Origin of the sequence: Spiroplasma endosymbiont of Thecophora atra, assembly GCF_964019735.1 — a bacterium.
Taxonomy (GTDB): Bacteria; Bacillota_I; Bacilli_A; order Mycoplasmatales; family VBWQ01; genus Spiroplasma_E; species Spiroplasma_E ixodetis_A.
The window spans coordinates 1452463-1479344 of the sequence record NZ_OZ026464.1 but is presented as its reverse complement, the minus strand read 5'-3'; the positions used below and the strand labels follow the sequence as shown (position 1 = coordinate 1479344).

Genomic DNA, 26882 nt, shown 5'->3' with positions numbered 1-26882 from the left:
GGGGTGCTTACCCATAATATGGAAAATTCATTTTTAAAACCAAATGGTGAAAGAGTATATGGTGATACTACAATTTGATGAAATAAATGATATAGCCCTGATAAAACTAGATTGTATTTTTCAAAAATTAAGCATCATGATGAAGATATAAAATGAGATGGTACTTACACAAATAATTATTTTGAATAATTAAATTTCTAAGTTAATATAAGAAATATTTTCATTATATTTATCGAATAAATTAATATTTTTTAAATCAATTTCTTGTTTATCTGTTATTAAAATAAAATCATAATTTTCAGCACCAAATATTCCACTAATTTCAATCCGATTTAGATTATTAATCGGATTTTCGATTTGTAATTCAAATTCACTATTATTATCAATTTGTGATATTTCTTTATAAAATTCCAATTTAGAAAATAATTGAGATTTATTTGAACCATATAAATTTAAAGCATTTTCAATTTTATTATTACTAATGATTAATTTTGTAAAATATTTTCCATATTCACCATTTGCTAATGTTAAATCTGATGGAATTAATGAAGGTATATTATTAGTTTCTAGTTCATTGGTTATAGATAATCAATTAAATTGATTATCGTCTAATTTAAATAATTCATTTTGACTAATATCATTATTTCTTAGTTTAATGTTATTCATATCTGTAAAATCAAAATACTCAGATTTTAATATAACTTTGGTATCTTTAAATCTTCAAATATCTTTACCAGTAGGTTTTATTGGACTCGATTTTAATTCAAAATAATAGGGTAACAAAATTTTATTATCATCATTTAAACCTTTATTAATTGACATAATTGAATAAATATTATTTGATAACATAATTACTAGTTTCTTAAAAATATGAACTTGTGGTAAATTTATATAATTTGGATAATCCAATTTTCATTGTTTAAATAAATTAGTTATTACTTCTTCTGGTTTTTGTCCTTCAAATTTTGCTCTTAACTTTGCAATTTCATTGTCTGGAACACCTTTATCATCATATGTTGCACCATCAAAATTCCTATTATAATTATATGTATAACTTAGCATATCTAATAATAATTGTTGTAAACTATCATTAGTTGGTGCATCTTTTATTTCAATTTCAATATCATCAAATCTATTATTGGTTGCAACATATTGATAAAATTGACTTTCACCAGCAAAATTTCAAACTTCTTTATCTTTTAATTCTTTTTGTTTTTTTAATGGTCACTTACCATCTCAAACAGTACCCATTTCATATCCTAATCAAGCATGTGTCACTCTTGCGTTTTTAATAACTTCTCTTCTTGTTTCAGTTCCACTACTAATTTTAATCAAATCTAAAACTGATTTTTCTTGGCCTATAAATTCTTTTGCTAAATTTCAAGGTAATATTTGTTCACTAAATCATTGTTGTAATATTCTAACTTTTGGCTGAGTTTCAATAGGCATTGATAATAGCGGAAATGCTATCTTATCTTTAACAAATAACTTTGGGTATACTTCCATATTGTCAATTTCACCAAGTACCTTTATATTACCAAAAATCATGCTTCTAGGGGCTTTAATTTTTAAACCAATAACTTTTGTATCTTTATCTAATGGTTTTTGTAATTTAATAATGATTGGATAACCATCTCTTGTTTTAAAATCTTTAATTTTAATAATAGTTATACTTTTAGTACTTCTTGTTTTTGGATTTTGATAAGGTTGTGAATAATTATTAATGATATATAAATTATCAATATTATTTTCAGTTAATGGTTCATTAATAGATACAGCATATAACTTAAATTGATTTAATAAATTTATTTCTTGAAATATTAAATTTTTAATATCAGTCATACTATATTCAATTGTATTGTCATTAATATTAGTACTTGCTCTTTGATTTAATTGCATAGTAAAGTCTGATGTTTCAACAGCAATAGTTTTTAATACTTTATCAATATCAATAAAACCAATTTTAATAGTATTTGCTGAAAATCTTAAACTATTATTTTCATTATTTTTAAATAAACGCTCAATTTCATAAATATATATGGTTCTTTTTTTAAATTCATCATATGCTCTATTAATATCTGGGTCACTAGTAGCGCGCATCATATTAGTAAAGTCATAAGGAATATTATCAATTAAATAATCATTTTCTACTTCTGCTTGATTAAGTTTAGTTTGTTTCTGTGGAAACTTCGTTTGTGGTTTGTTGTTGTTTTCCATTGTTCTCTCCTATTAATTGGTTATTTTCTGGATTAAATAATTTTAACTTAACTGTTAAATTATTAATTTCTTGTTCATCATTAATATTAAATGTTTTACTATTTAATAAGTCTTTATCTAAACGTACTAATATTTGAATAAATTTAAGAATATCAATATTAAATTGTCATAATTTTTGTTCAATATAATTAATAGTTGAAATATTTACAGCTGTACTTTCTGGAACTGATTGTTGTGCTGATTTCTTTTGACTTGGTATATGAATACCACAACGTTTAAATATTTCATTAACATTTCAATCGTATATATCAGTTAAATTTTTACCTTTAAAATTACTATTTGTCATATTAATATTTTCATTTTGTTCATTATTATCTCCACCACTTTTAAATATGTAATTTTTAGTAACCAAAGTTCTTACTGCGTCTTCTATTAAAGATTGAACATTGCCATAAGTTTGACTAAATATAAATTTAGGTGAATTTAAAATGGTATCTAAAACAATTTGTTCATAAATAACATCTAATGCTTTAATTTTATCCATTACTTTATTACAATCTGCTAGCTCATTTGCTTTATTTCTCATAATTGCTATTGGTATATAGTTAATATTTAGTGTTTGTTCTTGTGCTAAATTAGGATTATTAATGAATGATTTAAAATCTAATGGAAATTGTTTTTTATTATCACTAATACTATAAATTGCACGATTAATTGTTACTTGTTCATTATTTAATGTATAAATTTCAAATAATCTTACCATTTGTGCATTTTGTTCATAACTATCATAAAAAATAGTACATTGAATTAATTTACCAGTAATATCATAAACTCTTTGTTGTATATCAACGACTTGAAAATATAAATCATCATTAGCAATAAAAATTAAATAACCACTAATTCCTAATTTACTTAATTTAAAAATAGAATTTCAATTTTTTCTATAAAATTCTTGTTGAATTAAATATTGTTTAATAGTTTCATTATTTATTTCTAATGGAGCATTATATAAATTAGCATTATTTTCTGCTACAAAATCAGTAAAATAAGTTTCATGGTTAAAATCATTAAAACCAAAATAACTTAAAATAGAAGCATGTGTACTTTTACCTTTTAAAAAAGTTAATTTAGTTTTTTCTTCATTATTAGTACTTTTATCTTTTCTTAAAAATCTACCTAACATAATATTCACCACCTTTCTTTAAAATATTTGATTAATTTTTAATACAATTTTTACTATAATAAATATAATTAAACCAGCAACTGCAGAAGATAATAAAACTCCAATTAAACCTAAAATAATTTTTATTATTTTAAAAAACATAATATTATTCCTGCAATTCTTCTAATTTTCATACATTACCATTTCTTGAACCTTTTACAGTAAAAATAGTAATCAATTTAGATTGATTAAGAGATAAAATTATTATATTAGTACTATCATTATAAGTGTGCATTGGTACACTAATCGTTTTTTTATCAGTTATAAAAAATTCTAAAATATTATAAACTGGATTATATATACTTCAAGAATAATAAACTCTATAATGTTTATTCTCTTGAAAATCATAAGTAATTTGTCAATTACCTATTTTACTTTTTTCTCTTGTTCCTACTTCTTTTCAATTTGAACGACTTGGACTTGGTTTTGGAGGAATATCTTTTAATTCAATATCTCAATTATTTTCTTCTATTTCATTAGTTTCTAAACTTTTTGAATTAATTTTTATAGGTTTATCTATATTAATTACACTTGGTGAATTAATATCTAATGTATTACTTTTAATTTTATAAATTTTATTATTTGTCTTAGGCTTATATATTTTAGTTCCTAGTTTATTTCCATCTAGATTAGTTACTATTCAAGAATTACCATCAAAATATGATAGTATTAATTCATCATTTTCAGGTTGGACACTTAAATGAGCTTTAATTTCATTAGTAGAATTTGAGTAATAACCTGCTGAATCAATAGCTACATTATGGGCTGTTGGTACTGCACCATAAAAGAAAAATACTCCTTTAAGTCCTTGACTGTTTGACATATTAGGTGACCAAAAAATTTGATAATATGTATTTCTTGTTAAAATCATTGATTTTTGTTCTTCTCATTGTGGATTATTTAAAAAATCTTGTGGTGTTACCAAATAAGAACTTACAGATATTACATTATCTTCTGTAAGATTAATACCATGGCCAGTAATTAATTTATTTTGTTTATTATTAGTTAAGGCTGTAATATTTTTCTGTTGTTTAGCAGAAAAATCACAAGTTGGTGCATGTGTATAATCACCAATTTGTGGATTATTTTGTAGTGCTTCGGGTGGTAATGTACCAATTTCATCAGGTCAATCTAAAATCATTGTTTCAGTTTCTTTATCATAATCTGTTGCAACATAACCTTTATTAATAAATTTACTAACAGGACCTCTATATATTTCATTTTCATTATCATCAACTAAATCATCATATAATTTAATTTGTTTTGATAATGTAAATTCTTTTTGTTGTTCAATTAATTCATCAACTTGATTTCTAGTATAAAATGCTTTTAAATCAATTTTTTCAACATCTATTTCATCATCATTATAATTTGATAATATTTGTTTTAATTCTGTTAGTCTTGCCCATATTTTCATTCTACTTGGTGCTAAATCTCATACATTAATTGTTGGAATACTACTTGCACTAAATTGACTACCATTATTAAACTGAATAGTAGCATCAACATTAAATTCAATCGGTGTACGATTGAAAACTCAATGTTCAGTGGTTACATATACCATATCTCTTAATGTTTCTTTAATTAATTCATCTTTGAAACTATCAAAAGGAAATTTCGATAAAATAAAACCAAGATAAGCATTAATATCATTTTGAGCACGAATAGCAAAAGTTTTAAATCAATCATTAACATTAGGTCATGTTTGTATGTATTGCTGTGGTGTTTCTGTAATTTTTCCAGTTAATGGATATCAGTTATTATAATTTTCAAGACTGACACCAGTTCAAAGTTTATTAATCATATTTTATCATTCCTTAAAAAATGCTTGTTTATAATGATGAGTATGTTTTTTTGTTTTTTTATGTGTTATATGTTCAATTTCTTTTTGTATTTTATTTTTACCTTTTTTTATTTTTTTCTTACTTTTTGTTACAACTTGACTATATGCAAACTTTTCTAAATGATGTAATAATCCAGTACCAAATAAAGTATTAACACTAAATTTTAAACCAACATTTTTAAATGATTTGTTAATATTTTCAATAGGATTATTAATAACATTTACTACTTTATGATAAGTTCTAATAGTTCTAAATATTTCTCTATATACTTTAAAACTATCTCTAATTACTTGTTGCACCACTGGTGGAGCAAATGCTATTGCTTTTAATCATTTATTTTGATTAACTCCATAACCAATGTATCAACCACTATATCAACGATATCAATGGAATGGATGTATTTGAGTAACAAAAGTTTTTGCTTTAAGAATACTATCAACAACTGTAATTGGTTTATATTTAGGATTGCGATGATAAATAGTAATTGCACATTTATCTAATGACAAAGGTTGAATTTTACAACCCATAAATACTGGTGAATTTAATGGAATTAATTGTGCGTGTTTAATTGCTCTTTTTTCTGCACTAGTAAATAAATCAGTTGCTTTTTCTTTTAATTTCTGAATTTTTTCAAATACTTGTTTTTCTAACTTTTCAAATTTTTCTTGTAATTTATATATACTTTCTCGTATTTTTTCAAAATATGGTGTATCTTTTCAAAATTTATTTAAACCTTTTTTTAAATAAAATCTAATATCAAAATATTTAAAAGTTTGATTTGCTTTTAAAACAAGTTGATGAATAACATTATTTTTAAAATTAAATTTAATAGCATTAGCACGAATTTTTTGTAAATCTAAAATTAAAGTTTTTCCATATCTATTTTCTGTATGTATTGTATGAACTAAATTTAATCAATCATGTTGATTCATTTTTAATACTTCTTTTAAATCAGTATTAAATTTTTTTAAAAAGTTATTTGCTTTTTCAATATCTTTAATTTTAAATTTAGGAGTTAATTGTGGACTTAATTTTATTAATGTATTTTGTAATAATAAGTGTTCCATTAATTTTTCTGTTTCTAGTTTTTGAAAATTATTCTTATATTGTCTTTCAGCAACATATCCTAAATCTCGTAATACTGTTTCACGATTAGGAGTAAAACTATAATTCATTAAATAACGTTTATTACCAATAATTTTATCTGTTAAAATTTCTTTTCCACTTACTTGACTAATAATTTCTTGTAAGTTTTTTGCTTCTTTAATACCAACTTGTTCTAATGTTTTAGTTTTTTGTGCTAACTTAATAAATTTAGTTGTACGATAACCACGACTAATTTTATTAAGTCCAGCAAATGCTGGTAATATATTAAAAAAAGTATTTAATGGTGTTAGATTTCCTTTTAAATAATCATAAACTTGATTAATAGTAAAATCAGTTAAAAATTCTACACCAACAGCACTAATACTAGCAATTAAATCACTTGCACCTAATCCAAGGGCTACACTTTCACTTAATCCACCAGTAAAAGGAGCAAGTGCTACTGCTATAACTTGTACACCAATCATTTCTAAAATTTCTCATCAAAAACTTTTATTTTCTTGTTGGTTACTTGTTCTAGTATGTTTTGGTTTATTTATGTTTAAAAGTATTGCTGTACTAGTTGTACCGATTGGCATAATATTAATTTCCTTTATTTAAGAGTTATTTTAATTGGATTTGTTGTTCCTTTATAATTTAAGTCATTAACATTAGCAGTAATGGTTATATATAAGTCACCTGCTTTTTGTTTTTGATTACTTACATTAGTTTTTCCTTGTGCATCACTAAAATATTTAATAGTTGGATTTGTTAAATTAGGATTTAATGATTTAAGTTCATTAGTACTTTTTATTTGTGTATTTAATTCACTATTATTGTTATTAACATTTGCAGTAATATTAGTTGTTAAACTTGTAATTTTAGTTTTTAAATCATTTTTATCATTATTAACAATTGCACATAACATTCAGCGTGAAGTTGTTTCTTCATCTGTTATATAGGGTATTGATTCACCAGTTACTTCTCCACCAACTAAATATCTTCTTCCAACTTTACCATCAGCAATATCTTGAACATATACAACTGTATTTTGTAACATATATCTTTTCATTGCTCTTGGTGTTGCTAAAACAAAAGACATAATTTTAGTTTCATTATTATCAGTAAATGTCATATAATCATCCATTACAATTTGACATAGTACACCTTTGATGTATAAATCATTTCCATTTAATCTTAATTGTTGAGCAATTTGATTATCAGTAATTAGACCTTTGTTATTGGCTAAATAAACAATAGTATCATAAAGATTATTAGTAATAAAAAAACGACAATTATTACTATTTCTTAGTTGAAATAAAGTATTTCAAGCATCTAACATTGATTTTAAATATCCTAATGGTGTTTTATCAGTAATGTCTATTTTAGTTGCATATTTTGCAATTACATTTGTATCATTATTTGCTAAATAATCTGCTAAGTCATTAGCAACTTCATATTGCATTGTATTTAATAAATTTTGTCCATTTTCAGCATTTAAATCAACATTAGCAATTATTTCACCCGCAACCGCTTCTTCTTTAATTTCTTTTAAAATTTTAACAGTTTCAGCATAACTAACATCTAATCCTTTGCTTTTATCATTTCATTTTAATACTTTAATTTCTGAATTTTTTGGTTTTTTAACTATAAATTCAATTTTTGTTGAATTAACCATTTCGATAGGAAAAAAACTTGCTCATGGTGAATTTGATTGTTTATAAAATTCTATAAACTCTGGTGCTTCTACTAATTTTTCGGTATTATCTAAATTTTTATTGAATTGTATTGCCATTTTTTGATTTCCTTTCTGTTATAAATTATTATTTTTTTTATAATCCAATAATGTACTTTTTATTGAATTTTGTTGATTTGTTATTATTGTTTGTTGTTTACCACCTGTATTAATTATTTCTTTAAATACTGGTTGTTCTTTAATCATTTTTTTAATAGTTTCTTCAATTTTTGAATTTTCTATATTACTTGTTGTAAATTTTAAATAATCATAAAATTCAGTTTTAACTTGATATTTTTTAAATATATTAATTATTTCTTTTTCTTTAATTTCTTGATTAAGTTTATTTAACTTATTTTCTGCTTCATTAACTTTATTTTCTATTTCTTGTTGAGCATTATTTTCAGTTAAAGGTTCAGTTGTTTGTTGAACATTATTTTCATTTTCTAACATTTACATCACCACTTTTTTATTTATTTTCTTTATTAATCTTTTCATTTAATTTTGCTAATTTTTTTTGATGTTTGATAATTTTGTTATTTGCTCTAACATGTTTTGGAGTTGTGATAAATCTTTTTAATAAAACAATAATTTCTCTGCAAATTAATGTTCCAACACTTGTTCCAATAATTATTAATTCATGTAAAAATTCTTTCATCTCAATATTTTCCTTTCGATTATTTATTGTTTATTTTTGATTATTCATCAAATTCACCTTTAATAATTCTTTCAATCATACATTTTGCATCTATTAAAAGATTTGCAATTAAACGTTCATTCAGTCGTATGTCTTCTAAATCTTTTTCATGTTGTTTTAATTTTTCATTGTAATATTCAAGTAATTTTTCTTTATTCATAAATTATTCACCTCCTTTATAAATTCATGTGATTATAATCTCAATTTAGTGAAGCATTATCATGATTTAATGGTACTTCGCTCATATTATCACTACCATATTGACTGGTTGTTTCACTATTAATTGAAAATCTATTATCATTAATTAATCTTGAAGTTTCATTATTAAATGATGTTTCTTGCATTTCTTGAATATGATTAGTTGTTTCCATAGGTAGTAAATTATGGATTATTTCACTTGCACCAGCAATTATGGTAGGTACTGCATAAGCATTATTAAAATCATTATTAATACCCATAGCAACACCACTTGATATTAAACATCCACCAGTTGCCATATTACAAATCTTTCTTATTGTTTCAAATTTATTAGGTATTAACTCAGTTAATCCACTAATAAGATTTGATATACCATAAGCATTTAAACTAATATATGTATCTCAATCCATTAATGACTGATTTTCTTGTTTATTTAATAGTAATCATGGAGGACCCTCAGTTGTAGTTGTAGTAGTTATTGGCATTGGTGTTGTTGGAATAATTGGAGTAATATTATTCTTTGTTCATTTACTATAATTTGCTAATCCAATTGTTCCTAATCCTAATGCTATTTTTTTAGAACTATTAATTAATTTAGTTTTAGTATTTGGTCTTTGATTTAAATTTCAAATATCTAAACCTAATTTTTTACCAAATAATAAACTATTAATTGAACCTAATACTGGATTTGCAATTACTTGACCATAATAAGCACTTGTACCAATCATTGCACAAATTGGACTTATTCCAGTTCTAATTAATTTAGTTAAAGTATAATTTGATTGTGTATTTTCATTTGGCATTATTTAACTTCTCCGTTCATATTCAATAATTTTTCTAAAACATAATGATTTTTATCAAATTCTTTAATAAGTCATTTTTTTGTTTCTGATGGATTTTTAGTAACAAGAATTAATCTTTCTATCATATAAATTAATTCTTGTTTATCTGTTCTATCAAAAATTACTTTTAAAATTTCATCTAACATAATTTATTCTCCTTTAATTTGTTTTAAATCATTTAATAGTTCTATAAATTTTTTCATCTCTTTTGAATGATAATCAATCATTAAATAATTATCATTTCAATTAAACATTACACATGTTTCACTTGTACAAAATTCAACATTATCAATAAAAAATAATTTTTCGTCTACATTTCATTTAATTAAAAATTCGCGCTTAGTCATGGTTATTATCCTTTAATTTCTAATTTTTTAACTGTTACTTTAATTCAACCTTGATAAACATCATTATCACCAACTATTAATGCAACATTACTTTCTGGGTCAGAAACAATTATGTGTTTTGATTTAACATTTGGATATTGTCTTAAAATAATTGCTCTAATATCATTACTTGTATGAATTGCTTTGGGAAATGGTGATAATATTTCAATTTCATCTTTATTTTCAAACAAAGTAGGTAATATTATCATTAATTATTCTCCTTATTTTCAATTTGATTAGCAATTTCACTTAATATTTTTAATACTTTATATTCATTTTTTAATTCTTTAATAATAAATAATAAAAATATTATTAGTGTTATGCTGGTTATTAATATTGGTACTATTAATAAAATTTCTCATAATATCATTTTTTACTCTTTTCATTTTTTAAATCATTTAACATTAATTGAACAAAATGCACGATTTTTTTGAATATTTAAAGTATTAAAGATTTCACCAGTTACTATAATTTCATCGTTTTTGTTTAATAAAATACAGCGTCTATAAAGTTTTGGTTTATTAAAAATTAAAGTAACATAGTTTAATCCATTTCATTGACCACGAACACTATAATATAATTCTTTATTACCTTTTTCGTAATATTTTGCTTCAATAGTGTTACTAAGTTTTACTGTTAATTTGACATAATTTGTTTTATCTTTCATTTTTATAATTTCCTTAAATAATTATCAAAAATTAATATTTTTTTATGATTTTTTAAATAATATTGAATATGTTTATAAGCATCTTGTTCATGTTTTGTTAATTTTATATTTCCTTTATAATTTTCTATTTTAGTTTTATTTTTTGGTTCACTTTCTAGATAATCTCAATTTATAACATCTTGTACTAATACCATTAATGCACCAATAATTTTAGGGGTTGCTAATGGATTAGTTAATAATTGTTTTGAACTTAAAAAGAAATTTTCTACAATAACTAATATTTTTTTATCAATAAATTTTTCTTTAATTAATTGAAATTTTTCTTTATAAATATTTTTAGTTCATAAAACAGTTAATGTATTGAATGTTTCATTAAAAATAATATTATTAGTTTCATTTGAATATATAACAATTCCATTATTACCAATACCAGCAGGGTCAATTCCAATAATTAAGTCATATTGCATTATTAATCAAATTCTTTGGATTTTATTTTATTAATTAATAATTCAATAATATCAACTGAACCTTTTAATTGATTTTGATAAAATGTTTCTTTTTCTTTTTTGTATTGTTCTATATAATGACCTAAAAATATATTTAATGAACAAATTAAATTTTTCTTATATTCATTAATAACTTCTTTTTTAAAATCTTTTTTTAATTTTTCTTTATATTTATTAATAATTTCTTTTTTAAAATCTTCTCTTAATTTTTCTATATTATTTAAATGTTCTTCTGTTATTTCTTTACTACGTTTTTTCTTATATTCATTAATAATTTCTTGGTCTTTAACAGCAAATGGTTTTTCTTTATTCATTATTTATACCCCCTACTTAACTTAACATTTAAGATACAGTCATAACAAATTGCTTTACCGTTTTTGTCTCTTAAAAAGTTTTTTCTTGTTTTTATATCATTAGTATTAAAGAATAAATAATCTAATTTATGTTGTTTACATGTTCAACAAAAATACTTTTTCATTATGAGTTGAAATTTGCTTATAAGAAGTAACTAAATAATTAATTGGTAAATCATCATGTTTATATGGATTATTTATTTTAAAATCTTTTCTGTTTTCTTCTCACGTAATGTTATATTTAAAACAAGGATTAGTAATTTTAGTTTTGTTATCTGTTATTTCACCGATAAATTAACTATTATGCTGTTCATAAAATTTTAATGGTTCAAGTTTTATATCATTAAGATAATATTCTTTTGGAGCGGTTGGTTTATTAACAGTTATTTTTTGGTCTTTAATATATGGTTCTAATAATTTTATTAATTCATTACCACTTAATTCTCTTTTAATATTTTCTAAATTAAAAACTCAATATGTATATTTATCATCAGCAATAAAACTATTATTTTTAACCATTCATTTTGGACATTGTAATTTATATTCACCATAATCAATAAGAATAGATTGTGGTCTATCTTTAACAATTTGTTCTTTTTTAAATTCTATTTGCATAATAATCCTTTCCTAATATGTTCTGTTGCTTCTAGCATAAAGAACATATATTTTGATTTTTAGATTATTAATAATACTACTATTCGTTTTATTCATTCCAGCAATTCTGGGCTCAAAAATAAATTGTGAAATTTTAAAAAGAAATCGAGGCATTCGATTCAATATTTATTTAATTTATGTTTAATAAATTAATATTTTAATTGAACCGGCACCGCTCAATTTTTTTTACAAGTTTGAAATTTATTTTCTCGCCCAAAAAAATTTTTCAAAAAAAATAAAAAATAAAACCAACACTTGCTCACTGGGGAGTGGCAAGGTTGGTTAAATAAAGAATAGAATTAATACAATAGGTCCCTACAACAGGTCTATATATACTAGTTTCCAATTCGCTCCCACCCCAAGAATTACCATTAATGGTTAGTATATTTTATTAGGTATCACTCCACTTTTTATTTATCCATGCAAGTCCACATGTTCTAGCTACTATTTTTAACAACTGTGTTGTAGTTCACTTTTTTAGTTCCCTAACACGTGTTGATAATAGCGTTAAAGAGGGTTATTAATTATTAACTTTCTCCTACTTGGTCACTGCGTGTAGTAGATATTTAAAGGATGTTAATAATAAAAATTTTAAAATTTTACAATTACACAAAAAAAGACAAGATTTTTATTCTCGTCTTTTGTCATTTATTTTTAATTCAAGGGTAAAAAAAGAAAGGAGCTATTTTTAAAACTTTTTAGTTACCGACATCTTCGACACGCTCCCAAAATATTAAAGAATATTTTCATTTTTATGTTTTCTACATAAGTAAACATAAAGTTGTGTTTCTTTTTCTTTTTTAATTTTTTCTAATTCTTTTTTTATTTCTTCAATTAATAAAATATCATTTTGTGTTTGCTGATATTGATTTATTTCATTTATTTTTTCAAGTTTTGCTTCTAGTAATTTTTGCTTACAAATAGGACAAAGTTTGTCAAAATCATCATTATTATCATTTTGAAAACTGTCATTATCAAAATTTCATTTCATTTTTTAAGTTTCCTTTACTAGTTTATTTTAATAACAATATTTTGATAATCATTATTAAATAATTATATAATTAATTTATAAATTTATAAATACTTTTTTTGAGTATAAAGGAGACAATATGAAAGCAAAAAAAAATATAATCAAACCAACAATAGAAAAGGCAAAAACTAAAGTTGAACAACTTAATAAAACTATTAAACCAAAAGTTAAAGATGTAAAAAAAGCAACTAAAGTAAAAACGCAATCAATAAAAACTGACACTGTTAAGCCAATCATTAATAAGATGAAAGTAGATTTTGAAAAATCAAAACATATAATAAAAGAAGAAAATCAAAAAATTGCTAATAAAATTGTTAATACTAAAAATATTTTAATATCAAAAATTGATCAACCAAAACCATTTAAAACTACTGCTATTATTGGTTGTCAATGAGGTGATGAAGGAAAAGGTAAAATAACTGACTATTATAGTCAAAATTCTGATGTTATTGTTCGTTGAAGTGGTGGTGATAATGCCGGACATACAATTGTTTTTGATCATCAAAAATATAAATTAAGTATTATTCCTTCTGGTATCTTTAATAAAGATTCATATTGTGTTATTGCTAATGGTTGTGTTGTTAATCCAGAAAAATTAGTTTCTGAAATTGAATATTTAAAAGCTGCCGGTTTTAGTTGTCAAAATTTACGGATTTCTGATCGTGCTCATATTATTTTACCTTATCATTTAGCATTTGATGAATATGAAGAAAAAATTAAGGGCGATAAAGCTATTGGCACTACTAAAAAAGGAATTGGACCTTGTTATGCTGATAAAGTTAATCGGATTGGAATTCGAATGGGTGATTTATTAGATAAGGATCGGCTATTAGAATTGATTACTGATAATTTGTTAATTAAAAATAAAATATTAAAAAATGTTTATGGATATGAAAAAGAATTTAATGCGCAAACAATATATAATCGTTTATTAGAATTATTACCATACTTTAAAGATTTAATTATTGATACTGGTCAATTTTTAAATGAACAATTAGTTAGAAATAAAAAGATATTATTTGAAGGAGCACAAGGTACTTTATTAGATTTAGATCATGGTACATATCCTTTTGTAACATCTTCTAATCCAAGTGCTAGTTCAATTGCTATTGGTTCAGGTATTTCTTTAAAAGCAATTAACGAAATTATTGGTGTAACTAAAGCATACAGTACAAGAGTTGGTGCTGGTGCATTTCCTAGTGAAGTTTTTGGTAAATTAGCAGATTATATTCGTATGACTGGTAATGAATATGGTACAGTTTCAAAAAGACCAAGAAGAATTGGATGATTTGATGCAGTTATTGCTAAGTATAGTGCACAAATTAATGGATTTACTAGTTTAGTTATTATGTTGTTAGACGTGCTTATTGGTATTGAAACATTAAGCATTTGTACGCATTATACTTTAAATGGCGAAATAATTAGATACATACCTTCTCAAATTAATAACTTTAATAAATGTCAACCACATTTTATTACTATGCCTGGCTGAAATGAAGATATTACTAATATTACTAGTTATGATGAATTACCAGAAAATGCTAAAAATTATTTAAAAAAAATTAGTGAGTTGGTGGGTGTTCCAATTAGAATATTTTCTGTTGGTCCAGATCGTAAACAAACTATATTTATTAAGGAGTAAAAATGATTGAACGTTACGAAACAAAAGCAATGACTAATATTTGAAATATGAAAAATCGTTTAAACTTATGAATGAATTTTCAAATTGATGTTTGTGAATCATTACAACATTTAAATATAATTCCTCTTAAAGATTTTCAATTAATTAAAAAAAATGCTAAATTAGATATTGAATTAATGAATAAATTAGAATTAGAAACTAAGCATGATGTAGTTGCTTTTACTAGAATGTTGAGTGCTAACTTAAAAACTGAAAGTCGTTGAATTCATTATGGTTTAACTTCAACTGATATGGTTGATAGTGTCCAAAATCTACAAATAAAATTTTCAAATGAAATTATTGAAAAAGCTTTAATTACTTTACAATTGAAATTAAAAGAGTTAGCGTTTAAATATAAAAATCAATTAGTAATTGGTCGCAGTCATGGTATTTTTGGTGAACCAACTTCATTAGGATTAAAATTTGCTTTATGATACGATGAAATAAATAGACAGTTAGTAAGGTTGGAATTAGCAAGAAAACAAGTTGAAGTTATTAAGATTACGGGTGCTATGGGTAATTTTGTTCATATTTCGCCAAAAGTTAGTGAATTTATTGCTAAAAAATGAAAAATGGAAGTTGACAGTTGTGCTACGCAGGTAGTACAACGTGATCGTTTGATTTTTTTAATTACACAATTAAGTTCAATTGCTACAACAATTGAAAAAATAGCTTTAGAAATTCGTTTGAGTCAACGTAGCGAAGTTAATGAACTTTTAGAGGGATTTTCTATTTCACAAAAAGGTTCAAGTTCAATGCCACATAAAAAAAATCCAATTGGTTCTGAAAATATTTGTGGTTTAGCAAGATTAGTTCGAAGTTATAATAGTATAGTATATGAGAATAATTTATTATGGTATGAACGTGATATCTCTCATAGTTCTAATGAACGCATTATGTTACCTGATATTTATCATATATTAGATTTTATTATTAATAGAATGACAAATATTTTAGATAATTTAGTAATTAATACTAGTGCCATGGCAAATAATATTGCTAAAGCTAATGAACTTTATTTTTCACAAGTAGTTTTATTGACTATTATTAAAAATAATCCAAAAATAACACGTGAAATTGCTTATGATTTTATTCAAAAATGCACTTTAGAAGCACAAAATAAAATGATTAATTTTAAAGATGTATTAATAAAGAATAATATTAATCAATATTTAACTAGTGAACAGTTAAATGAATGTTGTAATAATAATATTTTTTTAATAAATGTTGATTATATTTTTAAAAAAGTTTTTAAAGATAAATAATGTTTAATATTAAATTTAATTAGCATTTAATTTATTAATATTTGTTTTTTTTATTTTATCTAATAATCAATAAATATAAAAGATTAAGAAAATATTGTAATTAGTCACTAGATTATATAAGTTTAAGCAGTGAAAATTATGAAGAAATACAAAATCGATAATAGTTTTCCTTTTATAAATCAACATTTTAATTTTATTACAAGCTATGATGATAATGAAGAACATTTTTATGATGTTTTAGATGATCGATACTTAAAAGATAATGGAGAATTAGATATTAATTTATTAAAAAAGAAAATTAATAAAATAAAAATAATATTATATTAGTAATAAGAAATATAAATGTGAAAAAACATTGCAGTCATATATTAAAAAACAATCTATATTTCTTTCTTATAATATAAATAGTATTAAAAAGTTAGAAATTTTCGAAAAACAAAAAACAAGTAAAATTTTTAAATTTAAGAATAAATTAGTTAAGTTTTTAACTTTTGGTTATTATAATTTTGAAAAAAAACGAATTAACAAAATAGTATGTGAAAAAGTTAATATAAGTAATCAAAAAGAAGAATTGAAAAAGGTTGGATTAAAAATTTTAAAACTTAATAATATTTTAGAAAAAATAGAAAAAGAAAAAAGAAGACAATGAGAAAAAAATGATCTTTTGAGAGATTGATATGATTTTGCAATTTCAAGAAAATTACAAAATCAACCATTAATGAGTAATGGTAATCAGTATTTACCAGTAAATAATTATGATAATGAAAAAAGTAGTATTCTTTCACACGTAAATAGTGATTATCAGTTTTACTTAAATGTTGATATAGATGCTGTTAACTCTGATAATGGTTTTAATAAAAATCAATATCAACAAAAATGTTTCATTTTATAAAAAAATAAAGATTAATAAAATATTATTAATTTAAATAAGTATTACAATAAATAATACTATTTTAATGTAAAATTATAATTATTAAATTTAGGAGCAAATAATGACAAAAAAATTTTATATTACTACCCCTATTTATTATCCTAGTGCTAAGTTACACTTAGGACATGCTTATACAACAATTATTGCTGATGTTTTAGCTCGCTATAAGAAAATGCAAGGTTATGAAGTATTCTTTTTAACTGGAAGTGATGAACATGGTCAAAAAATTGCTAAAAAGGCGGATGAAAATAAACAAACTCCACAAAAATTTGTTGATGATATTGTTGTTGGGTTTAAGAATTTATGAAAAAACTTAAATATTGATTATGATAAATTTATTAGAACAACTGATAAAAATCATATTTTAAGTGTTCAGAAAATATTCAGGAAATTATTAAAACAAAATGATATTTATTTGGGAAAATATGAAGGCTCATATTGTATTTCTTGTGAAGAATTTTTGACAGATAGCCAAATTAATAAAACTAATAATACATGTAAAATATGTCAAGGTAATATTACTACTTTATCAGAACCATCATATTTTTTAAAATTGGAAAAATATACTAAACAATTATTAAAATATTATGATGAATACCCATTATTTTTATGACCACTTAATCGTAAAACGGAAATGATTAATAATTTTATTACGCCAGGCTTAGAAAATTTAAGTGTTACTAGAACGAGTTTTACTTGAGGGGTACCAGTATTAGAAAATCCAAAACATGTTATTTATGTTTGAATTGATGCATTAAGTAATTATTTAACAGGATTAGGTTATTTACAAGATGATGACATTAATTTTAAAAAATTTTGACTAGATTCAAATTGTGAAATTGTGAATTTAGTTGGTAAAGAAATTAGTCGTTTTCATATGATTTATTGGCCAATTTTATTAATGGCATTAAACTTGAGACAACCAAATCGAATTTTGGCCCACGGTTGAATTACTAATGAAGAAGGAAAAATGTCAAAATCAAAAGGTAATGTTATTGATCCTTTAGTATTAGTAAATCGTTATGGTGCAGATGGATTACGGTTTTTTTTAATGAAAGAAATTATTATTGGTCATGATGCAAAATATAGTCATGAATTATTTTTAAATTGTTATAACTCTTATCTTGTTAATGATTTAGGTAATTTGCTTTCGCGAACAGTTACAATGATCATTAAATATTGTGATGGTAAAATTCCCAAAGTTAATTTAAATAAGTTACAATCAGAAGCAATAGAAATAATTAAAATTATTAAAAGTACTATTAATGATTTTAATATTGAAATGGATGAGTATCAAATTCATGAAGCAATTAATGTCGTTTTTAAATTAATAACTAGTGGTAATAAATTAATTGATTTAACAAAACCATGAGATTTACATAAAAATAATAAAACTATTGAATTACATAATATTTTAAATTTATTAGCAAATATTTTAATTATTAGTAGTGCTTTATTAAGTCCAATTTTGGTTAATAGTTCATTAAAAATTCATGAACAATTAGGTGTCTTAAAAATTACTAAACCAATAGTCAATATTAACTTGAATGAAGTTTTTAATAAATCTGTTAATAAAAAAGAGTTATTATTTCCAAGATTAAATATCGAAGATGAATTATCATTTTTAAACAATGCATTTAAATAAAATATAAGAGTTATTAAAAAAATGACAGTTATAGATAATAAATATCCAATTCATTTTGTATGAATTGGAGAAATACCAATTACTGTAAGAAATAATATAATTTATGCGGCTTTATTACATCAACATGAACGTGAAGTTATTTTATGAATTTCTAAAAATGAAAAAAATAGGGAAATTACTGAAAATGAAAAACAACAACATAAGTTACTTAATAATATTAAAATTATTAGTTTAAAAGAAATAGAAAATTTAGAAAATAATGATGTAGTAATATTTGAACAAATATTTAAAAATAATAGATTAGCAATTAAAGAAAAACTAAAATCAGCATCAGATTTTATAAGAATTGTTATATTAAGCCAATATGGAGGCATTTATTTAGATGGTGATGTTGAATTAAAACGTTCACTCCCTAGATTTCTTTATGCTTGTTATGGTATTTTATTAAATATTAAAATTAAAAAAATGATAATTATAAATTATATTTTGATACAGATTTTTATGATGTAATTGTTGTTACAAAACATTCTAAAATTATTAGTAAGGTAATAAATGAATTAAGAGAAGAATTAGATCAAAAAAATAATCCAACATATGATGTAGGAGAATTGGTAAAAATTCAAAAAATTGTTAATTATATAATTGAAAATAATTTTAAAGAAGAAGAAAAAGAAATATTATATGATGCTAATAGTCAGTATATAGGAGTAGATTTTTATTCAATGAAAAATAATTTATATTTTTCATTAAAGACTTTTAGAAAAATGGCATTTCCATCAGAATTATTTTCTTCTTTCGATATTGGTTATCAACACGGTTCCAATAATTGAAATGAAATAAATGAAACCGAATATAATAAACAAAGAAGATTACAAAAAATATCAGAAGAGTATGTAAAACAAATAAAAATAATAGAAAACATTTCAATAATGATTACATTTGAAGGTAATTATAGTGAAAAAAATAAATTTTTATTTCAAAAGCATTTTCAAAAACTTAAAGAGATTTATAATGAGTATATAATTAAGTAACGTTTTTCTTTTATTTTGTTTATAGTTATATTTTATATAATTATGTGTTATTATATTTTTGTATTAATTAATAATTAACTATTTAAGCATTTATGCTTCAGTCGAAAGGTAGTTTTTTTGTTATGAAACAAGATTTTTATATTAAAAAGGTTTTTTATGCTTGTTATGTGAAAAATATAGTGTTGCCTATTTCATTTTTGAGTAATATTGGAAATAAAAAAGGTAAATGTTATGTTGGTAATAAACAAAAATTGAGAAATAGTACTGTTCGTGCAAAAAATAATTTAATTCAAAAAGCATTACATAATTTTTATGATAGTAAAATAATGAGTTTTGTTACTTTAACCTATAAAGATAATATGCAAGATATTAAAAAGGCTAAAAAAGATATTGGCTTATTTTTATTAAATTAAAAAAATGATGAAATGACCCTAAACGTTTAAAATATTTAGGTGAATTAAAGTATTTTTATGTTTATGAATATCAATCTCGTGGAGCAGTTCATTTTCATATAGTTTTTAATAGAAAAATACATAAAAGTATGTTATTAGAATGATGAACTCATGGTTTTAGTGATTTAAAAGTAGTTAAAAAAGGAACTAATGAATTTGTTATTAAATATTTAGGAAAATATGTTACAAAAGCATTTGATGATGTTAAGTCTTTAAATCAAGCGGATGTAGGCATTAAAGCATATGCTTTTAGTCGTAATTGTAAAAATCCTATTGTAATTCGTGGTATTAAGAAAATAACAATTCAAGATATAATTAAAGCAAGTTTTAATGCTACAAATGTGTTTTATTTTAAAACTCCAAAAGATAGTGATGGTAATACTGTTTTAACTGGTGGTATTATTGAAAGTACTGTTGTAAATGATTATTTTAAGGATTATGAAGATTATGAACGTTATTTATATTTAAGTGCTTTATCGCATAAATACTATTTACGAACTAGTGAAATTGGCTATTTAATTCATAAAGATAAAGATGTTTTGACTTGGACAGAAAAAGTTTTTGGTAATAAAGTTGAAAAAATAATTTTTGGTAATAAAAAGTTAAATTAAATTTTAATTATAATACTTGTATATATATATATATATATATATAATGTTATTTGTAATTATGCTTTTATTCGACTGAAAGTATAATTACGTTTTTTTTATTTGTTTTTTTATTTTTTATGTTATTATGTATGTAGATATTTATTTGCTTAATAATTGCGTTAATGTAACGAATTAATAGTAGTAAAAGGTTATTAAGAGTAAATATTTAACTATTACAATTGTTTAAACAATTTCAGTCGAAGGATAATTAAATATTTACTTTTTTTTATTTTTTAATTATCACAAGTTGTTTGAACATAATAGTTTTTTATTAAAGACAATTTAATATTTTTACGTAATGTATTTATATATATTTATTATGATTTTTTTTAAAAGAAAGAGAGGCATACCTCGGTTCGGTTAAATTAAAATTCAGGTTAAGTATTTAGGGTAATTTATTCTTTTTCCTATTCGACTGGGAATTTTTTTATTTTTAAATAAATTAATAAAAAAAGAGTGGGTAATAAATTAATATTAATGGTCGGTGCCAACCAGAACCTTGGTTGGTTGGCCGTGGGGGGGGTTTACCCCACCGGGGTAGGTTGCGAAGCAACTAGGGGCAACGCCCCTAGGAACTTGATGAGTAATAATTAATATTAAAACTGATTTAGGAGAAAATAAGTTAAAAGTTATTGAATGAAGTAATAAAAGTAAAGATGAAATAAATATTGAAGGTAAAAAAAGAGAATACAGTTTAAACTATCAAGCAGAAGAAAATCAAAAAAATACAACAAAATTTTTATAAAAAAATAAAAAATGTATAATTTTTTTATACATTTTTGGTGAAAATTAAGAGTTAAATATGAAATTTATTCGGGTTCATAAAATGGAACAATAACTTTTAAAGTATCTGGCTCTTCAGTTTTTAGTAAACGTTTGTCAATTTTATAAAGGTTACTATTAGACATTGCAATTCAATCCAATAAGTCTTTTTCATAAGCAATTTCTTCATAGAAATCAATTAAGAATCAGTCATAAAATTTCGCAGTTAAATTATCATTATTTTCACGAGCACTTTTAACAAGTTTATTAGTAAAATCAAGTAATTCTTCTTTAGTAGATTTTAATTTTTTTAATGCTTCTTCAATGTTTTTTGTAGTAAAAGTTGGAACTTTAATGTCTTTAATTTCAACTTGAGCATCTTGATCCATTAAATAGTTACAAATTTTACGAATATGAACAACAGCATCAGCTGCTTCTACTTGGAAGAAGCGCGCAAACCCAGGATATCCTTTTTGATTTGCATCATTACTTAATTTAAAACTAAGCATTTGATATTTTAGATGTTCACTAATATAATCATTTAGATCATCGTTAATCTTTTTAATCATTAAATACACCTTCTTTCTTGGCTTTATATATATTATACTACTTTAATACTATATATATTAAAATAAATTAAGAATAAAAATATTGTTAATTAATTGTTTCTGTTGCATTTTTTATGAAGTAAGTTCAGTGAATAGTTCAAGACTAATTTGATCATGTGCTCATTTATTTGGATGAACATAATCAAAGAAAAAATTATTATTAATAGTTTCTGGAGTTGTTCCATCAATATATTTTGGATTTAAATTTAAAGCTAAACCGGGAATTGATCATTTTATTGATTCATTAGTAATATTTTTTCCTATTTCTTGTGCTTCAGATAATAAATTACTAAAATTAGTTTCTAAGTCAAACGGTCTGATATTAATATCAGAATTATTTTTTATTAATTCAGTAATTTTATCATTTCATTTGTTATTATATTCATTTGATAAGTGGTTTGCTACTTCTTTAACAGATTGTTTTTCATTAACATATTTTGGAATATTACTAATGTTAGGCACATTGGCAATTATTAAATTTTGAGCACCAGCATTAATTAATGTATCAACAGTTTCAAACTCAGTTGTTATTGCATTATTAATAATTGACTCTTGTTTTGCTGTTGAATTTTCATCCATAGCAGAAAGCAGATCATTACCACTTATTTCAATAAAAATATCATCATTTTTTTGTATTTTATGATCTTTTAATAATTGATTAGCTTGGTGGTCAATAGAATAATGATTTAAGAATAATTGATATTCTCAACTATGATTTTGTCCGGCTTGTGCTCCACCTACAGCATAGTTATTACCTTTTTGATATCAAGCTGGTAATAGTTCTGTTCCTAGTTTTTTCGCTAAAATACTAGCAGCAACATCGCCATTAGTAAATGAATTATGATAAAAAGGTTCTTGAAATTTAACTTTATCTATATTTCAAGTATCATAAGTAAAAATATTAGCTAAATTACCATTATCTGATAAGCTGTCGCCAAGGACATATAATTGTGATTTAACACTTATTTGTTCATTAAAATGTTTTGCTATCATTTCATTTCCAGCAGTTAAAGTTATTGTTGTCAGAGTGATGTTTATTAAAAATGTTTTCATTTGATAAATTCCTTTTCTCATTAAAAATTTAAATATGAAGGTAATTTTTAAAAGAAAACTATATTCTCTTTTAAAAATTAATAACTTAACTTAATAGTAAGTTATTACCTTCATATTACCATATTAGTAGTAATCAGTAAATAATGTTTTATTACAAAAATAAAAATTGATTTTAAAAAATGATTATATAAATTTAATTATTTATTAAATTTAATGCAGTTTTTAAGAATAATTTTATGTCAATATCGAGTGAAAATTTCCCAAAAATATTTATAAAAAAATAAATTATTTTGGAAAGTTATAGTGTTAAATAAATATAAACACGAATTCTAAATAAACGTTAAAAATTTAGCTTTAAATTTTGATTTGCGAACTTTTTTTGTATAATTTAATTAAGTTTAATATAAGTTTTTAACTCATTGCTTTAATTTCAAAGTAAATGAGTTTTTATTTTGAAAGGATGAAAAAATGAATAAAAATTTACAAGAAGAATATGAATGAATTAATAGAGAATTGAAAAAAATAATTATTGATAAAAATCAATTTACTCCAGAAATTATTAGTAATAGAGTTAATTTAGCTCAAACTACTATTGTTGATATTAATGAAAATTTAAAAAAACAAAAGATTAGCAAATTTAAAAAAATTAGTTATTCAATATTGAAAATATTTACTTTTGGAAAAATTGATAAAAATAAAATAATTAAAGAAAAAAATGATTTTTTTATAAAAATATCAAAAGAACTTTTTGGAAATATTAAAAAAGTAAAAGAATTATATATAAGAAAATCAAATAGTGAAATAAATATAGATGTTAATAAAATTAATAATGTAACTTTAAATAATTTATTAATAAATCCGACTAAATCAAACTTACCACAAATGTAAAAACGAGAGATTGCAATTACAATTTCTTTTATATTTAAAATCAATTTTAGAACACCAAATTTGCTCATACGCAAACGTTTTAAAATTTTATATGGTTTAGTATTTATAAAATTAAATATCTTATAAAATAGATTTTTAATTTTAATTAAGAATTATTGATATCCATATCTTCAAGGATGATTTTTATTGGGTATATAAACTTTTTTAGTTTTTATTAAATTTTCTTTTATAATTGGTTTTTGTGCTATTTCTTTTAGTTCATACATTTGATTATTGTAACTAAGATATAATTCATTAATAAATGATTTAAGTACAATTACATCAGTTCTAGGTTGTATGTATTGAACTTTGTTATTTTTATAAGGAAAATACTTTTTACCATAATATGTTATGGTTGAACCACTATCTGTTTTTCTTTTAGAAAATCTTGAAAGATAAATATTGATTTCTTCCTGTGTAGGAGCTTTAACCATAGCAGATTTAGTATCATCAATAGGAAAGGCAAATTGTTTATTAAAAGTACTTATGTATGTTTTAAGAAATTTGTTAGCTTCTTCTAAATTTCTAATTTTATTAAGTCGTAATTCACTAATTAAACGACTTTGAAGTGTTCCAAATAAGCGTTCAACGCGACCTTTAGCTTGCGGAATTGAAGTTCTGATTATTTCACAACATCTAAATCATTACAGGACTTTTGAAATTGAGTATAAGTGTCATTTTCTGTATTTATTTTTCCTGCATCAACTTTTTTCTTATATCCAAAAACTGTTCTATTATCGGTATAAAATGTTTTTGGTATTCCATAATTAGTTAAAATTTGATAAAAAATATTATAATAACCATCTAATGTTTCTTGATGATCAAATCATAGTCCAACAATATTTCCTGTAGCATCATCAATTGCAGCATGTAAAAATTATTTTGGTTTATCGTTACCAAATCAATGATGATTACTGGCGTCCATTTGAATTAATTCACCAAAATTTGTTCTTCGATTTCTTGTTGGATGTAAGTTATTTTTTTTATTTTTATGTCTTTTTGGTGAAGTAATTTTTTCTTTAATTAATATAGTATAAAGTGTGTTATATGAAATCTTAATTTTTTCTTCATTAATTAATTTCTCATGAAAATGTTGAAAATTAAAATTATAATATTTTGTTTTATACAAGTTTATAATCTTAATTTTGATTTCAAAATTTGTTGCCTTATTAGAAATTTTATTACGAGATTTATGAATAAAATCAACTTTACCTTCTCTATTAAAAATTTGAATTAATTGGTTAATTCTTCTAATAGTTAGATTAAGTTTATTCTTGGCTTGATGTTTAGATAATTTATTAATAATAATATCATTTATAATTTTGTATTTATATTTTTCTTTCATAGTCATACTTCTTTCCATATTTATCACCAAGTATATTTAACTTCACTTTTGGAAAATTTTTACTCGATAACTAATAGGAAATTATCACTAAATAATGACATTAAGAATAATTTTATTGTAAAAAAAATAAAATGTGTTAATTTTAAATCAAAAGATTAGTTTTTTACCCATTTACTTTATTTTTAAAGTAAATGGGTTTTTTATAAAATATTGAAAGGGAATAGGAAAAATGAGTAGAAATATAGCAGTAGCAATTGAAAATTTAGTTAATTCGAAAATAGTAGAAGAGTGAGTTTTTCTTTTTGAACAAAAACTTGAAAAAGAAAAATTAAGAAATTCAGAATATATGAAGTTACACAGCAAAGATATATTTTTTAAATATATGTTTTTTGATGAAGATGAAAAACTTGAAGAAATTGAAAAAGCAGAAAAAAAAATAAAAATAAAATTAAAAAAAATAGAAAAAATTGAAGCAAAAATAGAAAAAATTGAAGCAAAAAATAAAGAAAAAATAAAGAAAAATAAGAATGAAAAAGAAATTGAAGATTTAAAAAATGAAAAAACAAGACTTAATAAAAAAATTGCTTGTTTACATTTACTTATAGATGATAAAAAAGAAGAAGTAAAAGATTTAGAGTTACAAAGATGTAAAATATTAGAAGAAAAAAGTAAAAATGAGAAAAATAATTTCTTATCAAAAGAAGATAGAGAAATACGAGATATTGAAAATAAAATATGAAAAATTATTTTAGATAATTATTTTCAAGATAAAAGTAATAAGAAACTTATATTAAAAGAATATGAGGAATATGCAAGTAATTTTAAAAAAACTATTAAAGAATTAAAGATTGGTGATAAAAAATGTTATGATGCATTATTAGATATAGTTACAACCTTATATAAAGACGTGTCAAGAGACAAATTATTTTTAGAAAGAGAAAACATAAAAACTGATGGTTGACAAGATATAAATTTAGATGAAGATTCAACAAGATTACAAAATTTATCTTTAGAAAATAAATTTAAACCATCTTTGTAGTCAAAAAATGGAAAGAGAATAAAAGATGAAAGAAACTATAGAAAAAATAAATAATGAAT

General features: G+C 22.5%; 33 protein-coding genes and 1 pseudogene. 12 read left to right on the top strand and 22 right to left on the bottom strand.

The window, feature by feature from the left end:
- The first annotated feature begins 18 nt into the window (after window positions 1-18).
- Complete coding sequence (locus AACL05_RS08520; protein WP_338986005.1) at window positions 19-189, top strand: hypothetical protein; 171 nt, start codon at window positions 19-21, stop codon at window positions 187-189.
- On the opposite strand, the gene AACL05_RS08515 is transcribed toward AACL05_RS08520, so the two are convergent.
- The 19 genes from AACL05_RS08515 to AACL05_RS08425 all read right to left on the bottom strand — a co-directional run bounded on the left by AACL05_RS08515 (window position 190) and on the right by AACL05_RS08425 (window position 13395).
- On the bottom strand, window positions 190-2217 hold the full coding sequence (locus AACL05_RS08515; RefSeq protein ID WP_338962857.1) for a hypothetical protein: 2028 nt from the start codon (window positions 2215-2217) through the stop codon (window positions 190-192). It lies immediately after the preceding gene.
- Window positions 2168-3400, bottom strand: a complete 1233-nt coding sequence (locus tag AACL05_RS08510; RefSeq protein ID WP_338962860.1) for a hypothetical protein — start codon at window positions 3398-3400, stop codon at window positions 2168-2170. The genes AACL05_RS08515 and AACL05_RS08510 overlap by 50 nt, the downstream gene beginning before the upstream one ends.
- Before the next feature lie 18 nt (window positions 3401-3418).
- On the bottom strand, window positions 3419-3541 hold the full coding sequence (locus tag AACL05_RS08505; RefSeq protein WP_255495889.1) for a hypothetical protein: 123 nt from the start codon (window positions 3539-3541) through the stop codon (window positions 3419-3421).
- A gap of 4 nt (window positions 3542-3545) precedes the next feature.
- Window positions 3546-5243 (bottom strand): hypothetical protein, encoded by a 1698-nt coding sequence (locus tag AACL05_RS08500; protein ID WP_338962863.1) that lies wholly within the window; start codon window positions 5241-5243, stop codon window positions 3546-3548.
- A gap of 3 nt (window positions 5244-5246) precedes the next feature.
- On the bottom strand, window positions 5247-6965 hold the full coding sequence (locus tag AACL05_RS08495) for a hypothetical protein (RefSeq protein ID WP_338962866.1): 1719 nt from the start codon (window positions 6963-6965) through the stop codon (window positions 5247-5249).
- Between the two features lie 14 nt (window positions 6966-6979).
- Complete coding sequence (locus AACL05_RS08490; RefSeq protein WP_338986003.1) at window positions 6980-8161, bottom strand: hypothetical protein; 1182 nt, start codon at window positions 8159-8161, stop codon at window positions 6980-6982.
- 18 nt (window positions 8162-8179) lie between these two features.
- Entirely contained in the window at window positions 8180-8554 is a 375-nt protein-coding gene (locus AACL05_RS08485; RefSeq protein ID WP_338962871.1) for a hypothetical protein, read from the bottom strand.
- Window positions 8555-8570: 16 nt separating this feature from the next.
- Complete coding sequence (locus AACL05_RS08480; protein ID WP_174480113.1) at window positions 8571-8759, bottom strand: hypothetical protein; 189 nt, start codon at window positions 8757-8759, stop codon at window positions 8571-8573.
- Between the two features lie 40 nt (window positions 8760-8799).
- Window positions 8800-8958, bottom strand: a complete 159-nt coding sequence (locus tag AACL05_RS08475; protein ID WP_338962874.1) for a hypothetical protein — start codon at window positions 8956-8958, stop codon at window positions 8800-8802.
- Window positions 8959-8974: 16 nt separating this feature from the next.
- On the bottom strand, window positions 8975-9799 hold the full coding sequence (locus AACL05_RS08470; RefSeq protein WP_338962877.1) for a hypothetical protein: 825 nt from the start codon (window positions 9797-9799) through the stop codon (window positions 8975-8977).
- Complete coding sequence (locus tag AACL05_RS08465; protein WP_338961813.1) at window positions 9799-9984, bottom strand: hypothetical protein; 186 nt, start codon at window positions 9982-9984, stop codon at window positions 9799-9801. Before AACL05_RS08465 ends, AACL05_RS08470 begins: the two co-directional genes overlap by 1 nt.
- 3 nt (window positions 9985-9987) lie before the next feature.
- On the bottom strand, window positions 9988-10185 hold the full coding sequence (locus AACL05_RS08460; RefSeq protein WP_338962880.1) for a hypothetical protein: 198 nt from the start codon (window positions 10183-10185) through the stop codon (window positions 9988-9990).
- Between the two features lie 5 nt (window positions 10186-10190).
- On the bottom strand, window positions 10191-10433 hold the full coding sequence (locus tag AACL05_RS08455) for a hypothetical protein (RefSeq protein ID WP_338962882.1): 243 nt from the start codon (window positions 10431-10433) through the stop codon (window positions 10191-10193).
- Window positions 10433-10594 carry a hypothetical protein gene (locus AACL05_RS08450; RefSeq protein WP_338962885.1) on the bottom strand — a complete coding sequence of 54 codons (162 nt, stop codon included), beginning with the start codon at window positions 10592-10594 and terminating at the stop codon, window positions 10433-10435. Before AACL05_RS08450 ends, AACL05_RS08455 begins: the two co-directional genes overlap by 1 nt.
- A gap of 3 nt (window positions 10595-10597) precedes the next feature.
- Window positions 10598-10891: a hypothetical protein gene (locus AACL05_RS08445; RefSeq protein WP_338962887.1), complete on the bottom strand. Its 294-nt coding sequence runs from the start codon at window positions 10889-10891 to the stop codon at window positions 10598-10600.
- Window positions 10892-10893: 2 nt separating this feature from the next.
- Window positions 10894-11358 carry a hypothetical protein gene (locus AACL05_RS08440; protein WP_338962889.1) on the bottom strand — a complete coding sequence of 155 codons (465 nt, stop codon included), beginning with the start codon at window positions 11356-11358 and terminating at the stop codon, window positions 10894-10896.
- Window positions 11359-11360: 2 nt separating this feature from the next.
- Window positions 11361-11711 carry a hypothetical protein gene (locus tag AACL05_RS08435; protein WP_338962892.1) on the bottom strand — a complete coding sequence of 117 codons (351 nt, stop codon included), beginning with the start codon at window positions 11709-11711 and terminating at the stop codon, window positions 11361-11363.
- Between the two features lie 333 nt (window positions 11712-12044).
- On the bottom strand, window positions 12045-12365 hold the full coding sequence (locus AACL05_RS08430) for a hypothetical protein (protein ID WP_338962897.1): 321 nt from the start codon (window positions 12363-12365) through the stop codon (window positions 12045-12047).
- 772 nt (window positions 12366-13137) lie between these two features.
- Window positions 13138-13395, bottom strand: a complete 258-nt coding sequence (locus tag AACL05_RS08425) for a hypothetical protein (RefSeq protein WP_252320612.1) — start codon at window positions 13393-13395, stop codon at window positions 13138-13140.
- A 118-nt stretch (window positions 13396-13513) separates the two neighbouring features.
- Here AACL05_RS08425 and AACL05_RS08420 point away from each other — a divergent pair, with 118 nt between their 5' ends.
- The 9 genes from AACL05_RS08420 (at window position 13514) to AACL05_RS08380 (ending at window position 21050) form a co-directional block, all read left to right on the top strand.
- The gene (locus AACL05_RS08420; RefSeq protein WP_338961451.1) at window positions 13514-15076 is read left to right on the top strand and encodes an adenylosuccinate synthase; all 1563 of its coding nucleotides are present in this window, start codon (window positions 13514-13516) and stop codon (window positions 15074-15076) included.
- Between the two features lie 2 nt (window positions 15077-15078).
- The gene (gene purB, locus AACL05_RS08415; protein WP_338961450.1) at window positions 15079-16380 is read left to right on the top strand and encodes an adenylosuccinate lyase; all 1302 of its coding nucleotides are present in this window, start codon (window positions 15079-15081) and stop codon (window positions 16378-16380) included.
- A gap of 138 nt (window positions 16381-16518) precedes the next feature.
- Entirely contained in the window at window positions 16519-16707 is a 189-nt protein-coding gene (locus tag AACL05_RS08410) for a hypothetical protein (protein WP_338961449.1), read from the top strand.
- 28 nt (window positions 16708-16735) lie between these two features.
- Entirely contained in the window at window positions 16736-17272 is a 537-nt protein-coding gene (locus tag AACL05_RS08405; RefSeq protein ID WP_338961447.1) for a hypothetical protein, read from the top strand.
- Window positions 17273-17372: 100 nt separating this feature from the next.
- Window positions 17373-18956 (top strand): methionine--tRNA ligase, encoded by a 1584-nt coding sequence (gene metG / locus AACL05_RS08400; protein ID WP_338961445.1) that lies wholly within the window; start codon window positions 17373-17375, stop codon window positions 18954-18956.
- Window positions 18957-18977: 21 nt separating this feature from the next.
- A complete protein-coding gene (locus AACL05_RS08395; RefSeq protein WP_338961443.1) occupies window positions 18978-19466 on the top strand; it encodes a glycosyltransferase in 489 nt (162 codons plus the stop codon).
- Window positions 19467-19564: 98 nt separating this feature from the next.
- Window positions 19565-19987, top strand: a complete 423-nt coding sequence (locus AACL05_RS08390) for a hypothetical protein (protein WP_338961441.1) — start codon at window positions 19565-19567, stop codon at window positions 19985-19987.
- Between the two features lie 122 nt (window positions 19988-20109).
- Window positions 20110-20400, top strand: coding sequence for a hypothetical protein (locus AACL05_RS08385; RefSeq protein ID WP_338961439.1), 291 nt, complete (start codon window positions 20110-20112; stop codon window positions 20398-20400).
- The gene (locus AACL05_RS08380; protein WP_422397374.1) at window positions 20385-21050 is read left to right on the top strand and encodes a rolling circle replication-associated protein; all 666 of its coding nucleotides are present in this window, start codon (window positions 20385-20387) and stop codon (window positions 21048-21050) included. Before AACL05_RS08385 ends, AACL05_RS08380 begins: the two co-directional genes overlap by 16 nt.
- A gap of 848 nt (window positions 21051-21898) precedes the next feature.
- Here AACL05_RS08380 and AACL05_RS08375 read toward each other — a convergent pair.
- Entirely contained in the window at window positions 21899-22420 is a 522-nt protein-coding gene (locus AACL05_RS08375; protein ID WP_174481292.1) for a ferritin-like domain-containing protein, read from the bottom strand.
- A gap of 111 nt (window positions 22421-22531) precedes the next feature.
- Complete coding sequence (locus AACL05_RS08370) at window positions 22532-23512, bottom strand: SGNH/GDSL hydrolase family protein (protein WP_338961432.1); 981 nt, start codon at window positions 23510-23512, stop codon at window positions 22532-22534.
- A gap of 468 nt (window positions 23513-23980) precedes the next feature.
- Here AACL05_RS08370 and AACL05_RS08365 point away from each other — a divergent pair, with 468 nt between their 5' ends.
- A complete protein-coding gene (locus AACL05_RS08365; RefSeq protein WP_338961431.1) occupies window positions 23981-24400 on the top strand; it encodes a hypothetical protein in 420 nt (139 codons plus the stop codon).
- A 152-nt stretch (window positions 24401-24552) separates the two neighbouring features.
- Here AACL05_RS08365 and AACL05_RS08770 read toward each other — a convergent pair.
- Window positions 24553-25802 (bottom strand): annotated as a pseudogene (locus AACL05_RS08770) (ISNCY family transposase).
- Window positions 25803-26013: 211 nt separating this feature from the next.
- Here AACL05_RS08770 and AACL05_RS08350 point away from each other — a divergent pair.
- Window positions 26014-26823 carry a hypothetical protein gene (locus AACL05_RS08350; RefSeq protein WP_338961423.1) on the top strand — a complete coding sequence of 270 codons (810 nt, stop codon included), beginning with the start codon at window positions 26014-26016 and terminating at the stop codon, window positions 26821-26823.
- The last annotated feature ends 59 nt before the right edge of the window (window positions 26824-26882 follow it).